This is a genomic window from Dyella sp. (assembly GCF_051962475.1).
Lineage (GTDB): Bacteria > Pseudomonadota > Gammaproteobacteria > Xanthomonadales > Rhodanobacteraceae > Dyella_A.
Genome location: NZ_JBQCCF010000023.1, coordinates 46,565 through 58,571 on the forward strand (window position 1 = coordinate 46,565; position 12,007 = coordinate 58,571).

The 12,007-nt window shown below is 69.2% G+C and carries 8 protein-coding genes; all 8 read left to right on the plus strand.

Going from position 1 to position 12,007, the window contains the following annotated elements; all coding sequences use genetic code 11:
- Positions 1-59 precede the first annotated feature (59 nt).
- The 8 genes from ACTHJF_RS05340 (at position 60) to ilvC (ending at position 11,482) form a co-directional block, all read left to right on the plus strand.
- Positions 60-2,300: a TonB-dependent receptor gene (locus tag ACTHJF_RS05340; protein WP_440266204.1), complete on the plus strand. Its 2,241-nt coding sequence runs from the start codon at positions 60-62 to the stop codon at positions 2,298-2,300.
- 647 nt (positions 2,301-2,947) lie between these two features.
- Positions 2,948-4,528 (plus strand): 2-isopropylmalate synthase, encoded by a 1,581-nt coding sequence (locus tag ACTHJF_RS05345; RefSeq protein WP_440266205.1) that lies wholly within the window; start codon positions 2,948-2,950, stop codon positions 4,526-4,528.
- A 43-nt stretch (positions 4,529-4,571) separates the two neighbouring features.
- Positions 4,572-5,513, plus strand: a complete 942-nt coding sequence (locus ACTHJF_RS05350) for a branched-chain amino acid transaminase (protein WP_440266206.1) — start codon at positions 4,572-4,574, stop codon at positions 5,511-5,513.
- Positions 5,510-6,925 (plus strand): 3-isopropylmalate dehydratase large subunit, encoded by a 1,416-nt coding sequence (gene leuC / locus ACTHJF_RS05355; protein WP_440266207.1) that lies wholly within the window; start codon positions 5,510-5,512, stop codon positions 6,923-6,925. Before ACTHJF_RS05350 ends, leuC begins: the two co-directional genes overlap by 4 nt.
- A complete protein-coding gene (gene leuD / locus ACTHJF_RS05360) occupies positions 6,922-7,524 on the plus strand; it encodes a 3-isopropylmalate dehydratase small subunit (protein WP_440266208.1) in 603 nt (200 codons plus the stop codon). Before leuC ends, leuD begins: the two co-directional genes overlap by 4 nt.
- On the plus strand, positions 7,521-8,618 hold the full coding sequence (gene leuB / locus ACTHJF_RS05365; RefSeq protein ID WP_440266209.1) for a 3-isopropylmalate dehydrogenase: 1,098 nt from the start codon (positions 7,521-7,523) through the stop codon (positions 8,616-8,618). The genes leuD and leuB overlap by 4 nt, the downstream gene beginning before the upstream one ends.
- Before the next feature lie 135 nt (positions 8,619-8,753).
- On the plus strand, positions 8,754-10,469 hold the full coding sequence (gene ilvD, locus ACTHJF_RS05370; RefSeq protein ID WP_440266210.1) for a dihydroxy-acid dehydratase: 1,716 nt from the start codon (positions 8,754-8,756) through the stop codon (positions 10,467-10,469).
- On the plus strand, positions 10,466-11,482 hold the full coding sequence (gene ilvC / locus ACTHJF_RS05375) for a ketol-acid reductoisomerase (protein ID WP_440259727.1): 1,017 nt from the start codon (positions 10,466-10,468) through the stop codon (positions 11,480-11,482). The genes ilvD and ilvC overlap by 4 nt, the downstream gene beginning before the upstream one ends.
- The last annotated feature ends 525 nt before the right edge of the window (positions 11,483-12,007 follow it).

Genomic DNA, 12,007 nt, shown 5'->3' on the forward strand with positions numbered 1-12,007 from the left:
GCGCCGGATGCGGCCGCAGAGCCGCCGCTTTTCCCAACCACCGCCCCGGGGACACCACCATGTCGATCGTACCCACGCCGCGCCGCGCGGCGCTCGCATTTTCCGTTCTTGTCGGACTCGGCCTCACCGCCGCCCGCGCACAGGACACCGCACCCGCCACTGAGCACGTCAAGACCACCGAACTGCAGACGGTGAAGGTCACCGCCTCCAAGCGGGTGGAAAACCTGCAGAAGGTGCCGGTGTCGCTGACCGTGCTCACGCCGGAGAAGCTCGAAGCCTTCGGCCAGGCCGGCGACGGCGTGCTGCAGCTCGCTTCGCGCGCGCCCAGCGTGTACGCCGAAACCTCGTATGGCCGCGAGTTTCCGCGCTTCTACATCCGCGGCTTGGGCAACAGCGACTTCGATCTCAATGCCTCGCAGCCGGTGTCGATGGTGTACGACGACATCGTGCAGGAGAACCCGATTCTGAAGGGCTTCCCGCTGTTCGACCTGGCCCAGGTGGAAGTGCTGCGCGGCCCGCAAGGCACGCTGTTCGGCCGCAACTCGCCGGCCGGCGTGATCAAGTTCGAGTCGGTGCGCCCGAGTCAGGAGACCTCCGGCTACGCCCGCGTCTCCTACGGCTCGCTGGGCACCGCCAACGCCGAGGCGGCGCTGGGCGGCGCGCTGGGCGGTCACTGGTCCGGCCGCGTGTCGGCACTTGGACAGCATCGCGACAACTGGATCGACAACACCTTCACCGGCAAGAAGGACGCGCTGGGCGGCTACAACGAGCGCGCGCTGCGCCTTCAGGCTCTGTATGAAAGCGGCGGCTTCAGCGCGCTAATCAACACCCATGCGCGCTGGCTCGACGGTACCGCCACGGTGAACCGCGCCAACGCCATCACGCTGGGCGACAACCAGTTCGAAGCCGGCTTCCAGCGCGACAAGGTGGCGCAGGACGGCCGCAACCAGCAGCACCTGTTCACCTGGGGCAGCAACCTGCACCTGGACTGGAACCTGGGCGACATGAGCTTCACCTCGATCACGGGGCTGGAGCGGGCCACCACCTACAGCCTCGGTGACGTGGACGGTGGCTACGGTGCGTCGTTCCATCTGCCGATGGGCCCGGGCTTCATCCCGTTCCCGTCCGAGACCGCCGACGCGATGCCGCACGATCGCCAGATCACCCAGGAATTCCGCCTGGCCAGCAACAGCCAGGATCGCCTGAACTGGCAGGTCGGCACGTACTACTTCGACGAAGACATCGCGATCAGCAACTTCGACTACGCCACCTTCAACGACCACGCGCTGGACGGCTACGCCAACCAGACCCAGCGTACCAAGGCGTGGGCGGTGTTCGGCTCGGTCAACTACCAGCTGGCCGACGATTTCGAGCTGCGCGCGGGCACCCGCTACTCGCACGACAAGCGCGACTTCCGCGTCGATCGCCTGCTCTCGCCGCTCGGCGCGCCGCCGCTCACGCTCACCGCCAACCCGAACGACTCGCGCTGGAGCGGCGACGTCACCGGCACCTGGACGCTGAGCCCCAACGTCAACGTCTACGCCCGCGTGGCCAACGGCTTCCGCGCGCCCAGCGTGCAGGGCCGCGTGCTGTTCTCCGACTTCATCTCACAGGCCAAGCCGGAGACGATCACCTCCTACGAGTTCGGCCTGAAGTCCACCGGCATGGACAACCACGTGCGCTTCAACGCCGACGTGTACAGCTACACCATGCATAACGAGCAGCTCACCGCGGTGGGTGGCGACATCAACATCACCCGCCTGATCAACGCCAAGAAAACCGAAGGCTACGGCGCCGAGTTCGACCTGGAGGCCTACCTCACGCCGAACTTCGTGCTCACCGCCGGCGGCAGCTACAACCACACCGAGCTGAAGGATCCGAACCTGGCGGTGGCCGTGTGCGGCGCCCAGTGCACCGTGCTCGACCCGCGCAATGCCGACGGCAACGCGCTGATCGACGGCAACGTGCTGCCCAACTCGCCCAAGTGGATCGGCACGCTCACCGCGCGCTACGGCATCCCGTACGGCGACAGCGGCGAGTTCTTCGTCTACACCGACTGGAACTACCGCAGCGAGGTGAACTTCTTCCTCTACGACTCGGCCGAGTTCAAGGGCAAGCCGCTGCTCGAGGGCGGCCTGCGCGTGGGCTACAACTGGGATTACGGCCGCCGCGAGATCGCCCTGTACGGCCGCAACATCACCAACAAGCGCGCGCTGATCGGCGCCATCGACTTCAACAACCGCACGGGTTTCGTCAACGATCCGCGGGTGATCGGCGTGGAATTCCGCGCCGAACTGTAAGCCTGCTGCGTCGCGCCATCGCCTCGGCGAAGGCGCAATGCGATAGCGAAAACCCTTCGGGGCCGGCGCATGCCGGCCCCTTCTTTTTGCGCCAATCGACCGGATCAGGACGCCTCGACCCATCGCTACGAGACGCGACTGACCCCCACCGCGAGCACGGCGAAAGCGCCGCGCTGGCGGCCGCGAAACGCCATCCGCAGCCATTTGCGCTCTATGCCGCGCGCTTCGGATGATTCGCGCACAAACCTTTCCATACGCGCGCGTTCGCTCTCGCACCGCGCCATGCCTGGCTCATGCAACCCGAGCATATGGACATCTGGACGTCCAAATCACTTTTTTTGCATGGATTCACATGAAACTGTTGACGCCGCCTTTTCGGGTGACCTAAGGTCGGGTTCATGTCGCAGCGCAGCAGCCACCACAGCCTCGCCCTGAGCCGTCGTCCCACGACGGTCGGCGACCCGCTGCTGGCCGGCGGCGCCCTCCTTCTTCTTGCTCTTGTACTCGTACTCCTCATTACCAGCGGAGGTGCGGGCTAGCGGCTGCGTCCAGGCAAAAGAAACACACCTGAGACAACCCCAGACCCCGCACCGACACCGGAGCGGGGTTTTTTTTGGCCTGCGTTCCGCCTCTTCCGGAGAATCCCGATGAACCGCGACACCGACGTAGCCGTAGCCCCGCCCGACGATGCCGACCGCGTACGCATCTTCGACACAACACTGCGCGACGGCGAGCAGGCGCCAGGCTTCTCGATGGACCGCCGCGCCAAGCTGCGCATGGCGCAGGCGCTGGAGGCGCTGGGCGTGGACATCCTCGAAGCGGGCTTCCCGCAGGCCTCGCCGGACGACTTCGCTGCCGTCGCCGAGATCGCCCGCACGCTGAAGACCACCACCGTGTGCGGCCTGGCGCGCTGCCAGAGCGGCGACATCGACACCACCGCGCGCGCGCTGGAGAAGGCGCGGCGCTCGCGCATCCACGTGTTCCTGTCCACCAGCCCGCTGCACCGCGAGCACAAGCTGCGCATGAGCAAGGCCCAGGTGCTCGATGCCGCCGTCGCCGCCGTCGAACGCGCGCGCCAGCTCTGCCACGAAGTCGAGTTCTCCGCCGAAGACGCCCTTCGCACCGAGCCCGACTTCCTGGCCGAGGTGTTCAGCGCCGCGGTCGCCGCCGGGGCCACCACGCTCAATGCGCCGGACACCGTGGGCTACACCACGCCGGCAGAGATCGCCGAGCTGTTCGGCTACCTGCGCCAGCACGTACGCGGCGCAGACCAGGTGGTGTTCTCCAGTCATTGCCACGACGACCTCGGCATGGCGGCGGCCAACTCGATGGCCGCGATCGGTGCCGGCGCACGTCAGGTGGAGTGCACCATCAACGGCATCGGCGAGCGCGCCGGCAACGCCGCGCTGGAAGAGATCGTGATGGCGCTGAAGGTGCGCAAGCCGTTCTTCGGCGTCGATACCCGCATCGATACCCGCCGGCTCTACCCGACCTCGCGCCTGCTGGCCCAGCTGACCGGCCAGCCGGTGCCGCGCAACAAGGCGATCGTCGGCGAGAACGCCTTCGCGCACGAATCGGGCATCCACCAGCACGGCATGCTCAAGCACCGCGGCACCTACGAAATCATGCGGCCGCAGGACGTCGGCATCGGCGAGACCCGGCTGGTGCTGGGCAAGCACTCCGGCCGCGCCGCACTGCGCCAACGGCTGGAGTCGCTGGGCCACGAGCCCGACGAGGCGGCGATGGACGACATCTTCGCCCGCTTCAAGACGCTGGCGGACAAGAAGCGCGAGGTGCACGACGAGGACCTGGAAGCGATCGCGCTGGGCCAGGATCCGGAGGCCACCGGTCCGTGGCGCATCGTTCAACTCAACAGCACCACCCACCTGGGCAGCGCATCGGCATCGGTGAAGCTGGCCCACGACGCCGGCCACGAGGCCAGCGAGGCGGCGATCGGCGACGGCCCGGTCGACGCGGTGCTGCGCGCGATCGAGCGCGCCACCGGCCACGCCGTGGAACTGACCGACTTCAGCGTGCGCGCGGTGAGCGAGGGCGGCGACGCCCAGGGCCAGGCCCAGCTCACCGCCCGCCATGCCGACCGCGACTGGCGCGGCCACGGCATCAGCACCGACATCGTCGAAGCCACCGCGCTCGCCGCGCTGGCCATCGTCAACCGCATCGAACGCCAGCAGCCGGTCCGCGAACCGGCCGCCGTGGCGCACCTGTGATCCCGCCCATGCCGCACCAAGAAGCCACCGCACGGAGCCACCGATGAGCACGCCCTTCCTCTGGCACAACGGCCGCATCAAGCCCTGGGCCGACGCCAACGTCCACGTCACCACTCACGCGTTGCACTACGGCTCGTCGGTGTTCGAGGGCGAACGCGTCTACGCCACGCCGGCCGGCCCGGCGTATTTCCGCCTCGCCGACCACACCCGCCGCCTGTTCGAGTCGGCGCGCGTGTACGACATCGACGTCGGCTTCAGCGAGGAGGAGATCAACGCCGCCTGCCTGGAAGTGATCCGCGCCAACCGGATGCGCGCGGCTTACGTGCGGCCGATCGTGTTCCGCGGCGCCGGCGGCCTCGGCGTGCTGCCGAAGGACGGCGCGCCGGTGGACGTGGCGATCATGGCGATGGAATGGGGCGCCTACCTGGGCGACGCCCGCGAGAAAGGCGCCAACGTCTGCGTGTCCTCCTGGCATCGTCCGGCGCCGAACACCCTGCCGAGCTGGGCCAAGGCCGGCGGCAACTATCTGTCCAGCCAGCTGATCGCCGCCGAGGCGCGCCGCGGCGGTTTCGACGAAGGCATTGCGCTGGGCCACAACGGCCTGCTCAGCGAGGGCGCGGGCGAGAACCTGTTTCTGGTGAAGAAGGGCAAGCTGCTCACCCCGCCGTCCAGTGCCGGCATCCTCGCCGGCATCACCCGCGACTCGGTGATCACCCTGGCCGAAGACCTGGGCCTCACCGTGGAAGAACGCGACCTGCCGCGCGAGGCGCTGTACTCCGCCGACGAAGTGTTCATGACCGGCACCGCCGCCGAGATCACCCCGGTGCGCTCGGTCGACCGCAAGCCGGTCGGTACGGGCGAGCCGGGCCCCGTGACCCGCGCGTTGCAGCAGCGCTTCTTCGGGCTGTTCGATGGCAGCACCGAGGATCGCTGGGGCTGGCTGGAAGGGGTGCCTGCGGTGACTTCCGAGGAGATCGCCGCATGAGCCCGCGTACCCTGTTCGAGAAGCTGTGGGACGCGCACCTGGTAGCGCCAGAGTCGGCCGACACCCCGGCGATCCTGTACATCGACCTGCACCTGGTGCACGAGGTGACCTCGCCGCAGGCGTTCGACGAACTGCGCGGCCGCGGCCTGCCGCTGCGCCGGCCGGACCGCACCCTGGCCACGCTGGATCACTCCACCCCGACCCTGCCGCCCGGCCCCGACGGCGAGCGTCCCTACGCCAACGCCGAGGCGAAGGCGCAGGTCGCCAAGCTGGAAACGAACTGCGCCGAGTTCGGCATCGAGCTGCACGGCTGGGACAGCAGCGATCGCGGCATCGTGCACGTGATCGGCCCGGAGCTGGGCGCCACCCAGCCGGGCATGACCATCGTCTGCGGCGACAGCCACACCTCCACGCATGGCGCGTTCGGCGCGCTGGCGTTCGGCATCGGCACCACCGAGGTCGGCCACGTGATGGCCACCCAGTGCCTGCTGCAGCGCAAGCCGAAAACGCTGGCGATCCATGTCGATGGCGCGCTGCCCAAGGGCGTCGGCGCGAAGGACCTGATCCTGCACATTATCGGCAAGATCGGCGTGGACGGCGGCACCGGCCACGTCATCGAATACCGCGGCCCGGCGATTGAGGCGCTCTCGATGGAAGAGCGCATGACGGTGTGCAACATGTCGATCGAGGCGGGCGCCCGCGCCGGCCTGATCGCCCCGGACGAAACCACCTTCGCCTGGCTGAAGGGCCGACCGCATGCACCGCAGGGCGCGGCGTGGGATGAGGCAGTCGCCGCATGGCGGCAGCTGCCCAGTGACGAAGGCGCGCGCTACGACCGCGAGGTGCGTGTCGACGCCAGCCAAATCCGTCCCACCGTCACCTACGGCACCCACCCGGGCATGGCGATCGCCATGGACACGCCCGTGCCGGCACCGCGCAACGCGGTCGAGCAGCGCGCGCTGGACTACATGCACGCCCGCGCCGGCCACGCGATGCAGGGCATGCCGGTGGACGTGGTGTTCGTCGGCAGCTGCACCAACTCGCGCCTGTCCGACCTGCGCGAGGCAGCCGAGGTATTGCGCGGCCGCCGCGTCGCCGACGGCGTGCGCATGCTGGTGGTGCCGGGTTCCGAAGCAGTGCGCCGCGATGCCGAACGCGAGGGCCTGCATGAGGTGTTCGCCGCCGCCGGCGCCGAGTGGCGCGTGCCTGGCTGCTCGATGTGCATCGCCATGAACGGCGACCTGGCCCAGCCGGGCCAGCTCGTCGTGAGCACTTCCAATCGCAATTTCGAGGGTCGCCAGGGCAAGGGTGCGCGCACCGTGCTGGCCAGTCCGGCCACCGCGGCCGCCTCGGCCGTGGCCGGTCACATTGCCGATCCGCGCGAGTACGTCCGCCAGGAGGAGGCCGCATGAAACCTGTCACCCGCATCCATTCGCGCACCGCCGTGCTGGCGGACGAGAACATCGACACCGACCGCATCATCCCCGCGCGCTTCCTCACCACCACTACGCGCGACGGCCTGGGCAAGCTCTGCTTCCACGACTGGCGCTACCAGGCCGACGGCAGCGACAACCCGGCCAAGGAAAATCCAGATTTTCCGCTGAACCGTCCCGAAGCGGCCGGTTGCGCGATTCTGGTGGCCGGGCGCAACTTCGGCTGCGGTTCCTCGCGCGAGCACGCGCCGTGGGCACTGCTCGATTACGGCATTCAGGCCGTACTGTGTAGCGAGATCGCGGACATCTTCCGCAACAACGCGCTGAAGAACGGCCTGCTCGCCATCGTGGTGTCCGAGGCCGAGCACCGCTGGCTGCTCGAGCACCCCGGCGTGGAGCTGGCCATCGACGTGCGCGAGCAGCACATCAGCCTGCCCGACGGCGACCGCATCGCCTTCCAGCTCGAACCCTTCGCTCGCCACTGCCTGCTGGAGGGCGTCGACCAGCTCGGCTTCCTGCTGCAGCACGCCGAGACGATCACCCGATACGAACTCCAGCACGAGGAAAACGCTGCATGAAGGCGCATATCGTCACCCTGCCCGGCGACGGCGTCGGCCCCGAGGTCACCGCGGCCGCGGTCGCTGTACTCGAAGCCGTGGCCGAGCACTACGACCACCATTTTACGTTCGAAGAGCATCTGATCGGCGGCTGCGCCATCGATGCCGCCGGCGAACCGCTGCCGGCCGCATCGCTGGCCGCCTGCCAGAAAGCCGACGCCGTACTGCTGGGCGCTGTCGGCGGCCCGAAGTGGTCCGACCCGAACGCCAAGGTGCGCCCGGAGCAGGGCCTGCTGGCGCTGCGCGCGGCGCTTGGCGTCTACGCCAACCTGCGCCCGCTGCAGGTGCATCCGGCGCTGGCCAACCTGTCGCCGTTGAAGAACGAGAAGCTCAAGGACGTCGACGTGCTGTTCGTGCGCGAGCTCACCGGCGGCGCCTACTTCGGCGCCAAGACGCGCACGGCCGAGACCGCCACCGACGAGTGCAAATACACCGAGGCCGAGATCGAGCGCGTGGTGCGCCGCGCCTTCGCGCTGGCCCGCGAGCGCCGCCACCACCTCACCTCGGTCGACAAGGCCAACGTGCTGGAGACCTCGCGCCTGTGGCGCAACGTCGTGCAGCGCATCGCGCCGGAATACCGCGACGTAACCGTCGAGCACCAGCTGGTCGACTCGATGGCGATGCTGCTGCTGACCCAACCGGGCCGCTACGACGTGGTGGTCACCGAGAACCTGTTCGGCGACATCCTCACCGACGAGGCCGCCGCGCTGGCCGGCTCGCTCGGCCTGCTGCCGTCCGCCTCGCTGGGCGACGGCAAGCGCGGCCTGTACGAGCCGATCCACGGTTCCGCGCCGGATATCGCCGGCCAAGGCCTGGCCAATCCCACCGGCGCGATGCTCTCCGCCGCGATGCTGCTGCGCCACTCGCTGGGGCTGGAGGAAGAGGCCCAGTGCGTGGAGGCGGCGGTGTCGCAGGTGCTCGAGCACGGCCCGCGCACCCGCGACGTCGGCGGCCACGGCGACACCGCCGCGGTGCGTGACGCCGTGCTGATGGCGGTGGAAGACCACGCCTCGACCCACCACGCCTTTTTTGCCGGTGGCCGCGCATGCGGTTGAACCCGGCCCCGTTTGGCTCTCCCTGCGTGCCCGCCGGCAATCCCCCGCCGCGCCGCGCCACTCACCTCCCCGGTATGCGCACGCGTAGCCCGGGCGCGCAGGGAAGCTTTTCTCTTGATTCCGATGGAGCAACCGATGCGCAGTGATGTGATGAAAACCGGCCCCGATCGCGCACCGGCACGCGCGATGATGCGGGCCACCGGCCTGGACGACGCGGCGATCGCCAAGCCGCTGGTGGCGATCGTGCACACCTGGTCGAACGTCAGCCCGTGCAACCTCAACCTGCGCGAACTGGCCGACGCGGCCACCGCTGGCGTGCGCGCCGCGGGCGGCACGCCGATCGAGTTCAACACCATCGCGATCACCGACGGCATGGCGATGGGCACGCCGGGCATGCGCGCCTCGCTGGTCAGCCGCGAGGTGATCACCGACTCGATCGAGCTGGCCGTGGACGGCCATTCGCTGGACGCCATGGTGGTGCTGTGTGGCTGCGACAAGACCATCCCCGCCGCCGCGATGGCGCTGGCGCGGCTGAACATCCCCGGCGTGGCGCTATACGGCGGCACCATCGCCCACGGCAACCACGACAGCCACCCGATCACCATCCAGCAGGTGTTCGAGGCGGTCGGTGCACACGGCGCCGGCAAGATCGACGACGCCGAGCTGACCTCGGTGGAACGCGATGCCTGCCCCGGCGCCGGCGCCTGTGGCGGCCAGTTCACCGCCAACACCATGGCGATGGTGCTGACCACGCTGGGCCTGTCGCCGATGGGCTTCAACGACATCCCGGCCACCCATCCGGCCAAGCAGCAGGCCGCCTACCGTTGCGGCGAACTGGTGATGGAGTGCCTGAAGGCCGAGCGCCGCCCGAGCGAGCTGCTCAGCCGCGCCGCGTTCCAGAACGCCGCGCGCATGGTCGCTGCCACCGCCGGCTCCACCAACGCGGTGCTACACCTGCTGGCGATCGCCCGCGAGGCCGGCGTGGAGTGGAGCATCGAAGACTTCGAGCCGGCCTCGGCGCACACCCCGGTGATCGCCGACCTGCTGCCCGGCGGTCGCTACACCGCGGTGGAGATGTTCGGTGCCGGCGGCGCCGCCCGCGTGGCGCAGGAGCTGATCGCCGCCGGCATGCTGCAGGACACGCCCACCGTCACCGGCCGCTCGCTGTTCGCCGAGGCCGCGGCCGCGCCGCGCGCCGGGCAGCAGGACGTGATCCATCCGGTGAACACGCCGCTGAAGCCGCGCGGCGGCTACTCGATTCTCTACGGCAACCTCGCCCCCGAAGGCTGCATCCTCAAGCTGGCCGGCAAGACCGGCACGCACTTCGAGGGTCCGGCCCGCGTGTTCGAGAGCGAGGAGGCCGCGTTCGCCGCCGTGCAGTCCGGCGGCATCGCCAAGGGCGACGTCATCGTAATCCGCAACGAGGGCCCGGCCGGCGGCCCCGGCATGCGCGAGATGCTCGGCGTCACGGCCGCGCTGGTCGGTCGCGGCCTGGGCAACGACGTCGCGCTGATCACCGACGGCCGCTTCTCCGGCGCCACGCACGGCTTCATGGTCGGCCACATCGCACCGGAAGCCGCGCGCGGGGGACCGATCGCCTTGTTGCGCGATGGCGACCGCATCGTCATCGACGGCGACCGCCGCGAGCTGCGCTCCACCGCCGACCTCGACGCCCGCCGCGTCGGCTGGACACCCGCACCGCCGAAGGTCACCCACGGCGCCCTGGCCAAGTACGCCCGGCTGGTCGGCTCCGCATCCGACGGCGCGATCACCCGCGCCTACGCTCCCACCGTTTCGGCCGTCCAGACGGCCAAATCATCCGAAGAACACACCCAAGGAGTCACCGCATGAGCACGAACAACGACAACCTTCTCGCCCAGGGCCGCATCGCCGTGCTCGGCTACGGCAGCCAGGGCCGCGCCCATGCGCTGAACCTGCGCGACTCCGGCCTTGACGTGGTCGTGGGCCTGCGCCCGAACGGCCCGACCTGGCACAAGGCCAAGGCCGAAGGCTTCACTGTGGTCGAGCCGGCCGAGGCCGTGAAGGGCGCCGACCTGGTGGCCGTGCTTACGCCGGACATGGTGCAGCCGACGCTGTACACCGAGTCGATCGAGCCCAACATCAAGCCCGGCGCGGCGCTCTTGTTCGCACACGGCTTCAACGTTCATTTCGGCCAGATCACCCCACGTAAGGACATCGACGTGATCCTGGTCGCGCCTAAGGGCCCCGGTGCGCTGGTGCGCACCGAGTACGAGCGCGGCCGCGGCGTGCCCAGCATCTGGGCGGTGTACCAGGACGTCAGTGGGCAGGCCGAGGCCAAGGCGCACGCCTACGCGGACGGCATCGGCGGCGGCCGCGCGCTGCTGATCAAGACCGACTTCAAGGAAGAGACCGAGACCGACCTGTTCGGTGAGCAGGCGGTGCTGTGCGGCGGCGCCAGCGAGCTGGTCAAGGCCGGCTTCGAGACCCTGGTGGAAGCGGGTTACCAGCCGGAGATCGCCTACTACGAGGTGATGCACGAGCTGAAGCTGATCGTCGACCTGTTCTACGAGGGTGGCCTCACCAAGATGCTGCAGTTCGTCTCCGAGACCGCCCAGTACGGCGACTACGTCAGCGGCCCGCGGGTGATCGACGCCGGGGTGAAGGCGCGCATGAAGGACGTGCTCAAGGACATCCAGGACGGCACCTTCGCGAAGAACTGGACGGAGGAATACAAGGCCGGCCTGCCCAACTACAAGCGCATCAAGCAGGCCGACCTCGACCACCCGATCGAGCAGGTCGGCGCCAAGCTCCGCGCCCGCATGCCGTGGCTACAGACCGGCAACGCGCCAGCCGCCGCGGCGCCCCTGAAGAAGGTGGGGTAAGCGAGCTTGAAGCCCTCTCCCCTGCTCCGCGGGGGAGAGGGTTGGGTGAGGGGGCGCTGTTGTTTCGGCCGCCATCAACGGCAAGAGCCAGAGCCCCCCTCACCCCAGCCCTCTCCCCCGGCGGCCTCGCCACCAGGGGAGAGGGAGCAAAAAGGTCGGCATCTCGCGAAATGCCGACCGAAGCCGCTTGAAGCCCTCTCCCCTGCTCCGCGGGGGAGAGGGTGGGGAGAGGGGGACGCTTTTGCTTCGGCCGCCATCCGCGGCAAAGAGCCAGAGCCCCCCTCACCCCAGCCCTCTCCCCGGCGGCTTCGCCACCAGGGGAGAGGGAGCAAGAAGGTCGGCACCTCGCGAAACGCCGGCCGAAGCTGCTTGAAGCCCTCTCTCCTGCTCCGCGGGGGAGAGGGTTGGGTGAGGGGGACGCTCTCGCTTCGGCCGCCATCCACGGCAAGAGCCAGAGCTGGCCCCCCCCCCCAACCACACCCCCCCCCGCGTCGGCCCCCCCCGGGCGGGGGGCCAAAAAACGCC

What these genes read in the sequence shown, in the direction of transcription:
- ACTHJF_RS05340 (WP_440266204.1), top strand. Translation starts at nt 60, where the DNA reads ATGTCGATCGTACCCACGCCGCGCCGCGCGGCGCTCGCATTTTCCGTT.
- ACTHJF_RS05345 (WP_440266205.1), top strand. Translation starts at nt 2,948, where the DNA reads ATGAACCGCGACACCGACGTAGCCGTAGCCCCGCCCGACGATGCCGAC.
- ACTHJF_RS05350 (WP_440266206.1), top strand. Translation starts at nt 4,572, where the DNA reads ATGAGCACGCCCTTCCTCTGGCACAACGGCCGCATCAAGCCCTGGGCC.
- leuC (WP_440266207.1), top strand. Translation starts at nt 5,510, where the DNA reads ATGAGCCCGCGTACCCTGTTCGAGAAGCTGTGGGACGCGCACCTGGTA.
- leuD (WP_440266208.1), top strand. Translation starts at nt 6,922, where the DNA reads ATGAAACCTGTCACCCGCATCCATTCGCGCACCGCCGTGCTGGCGGAC.
- leuB (WP_440266209.1), top strand. Translation starts at nt 7,521, where the DNA reads ATGAAGGCGCATATCGTCACCCTGCCCGGCGACGGCGTCGGCCCCGAG.
- ilvD (WP_440266210.1), top strand. Translation starts at nt 8,754, where the DNA reads ATGCGCAGTGATGTGATGAAAACCGGCCCCGATCGCGCACCGGCACGC.
- ilvC (WP_440259727.1), top strand. Translation starts at nt 10,466, where the DNA reads ATGAGCACGAACAACGACAACCTTCTCGCCCAGGGCCGCATCGCCGTG.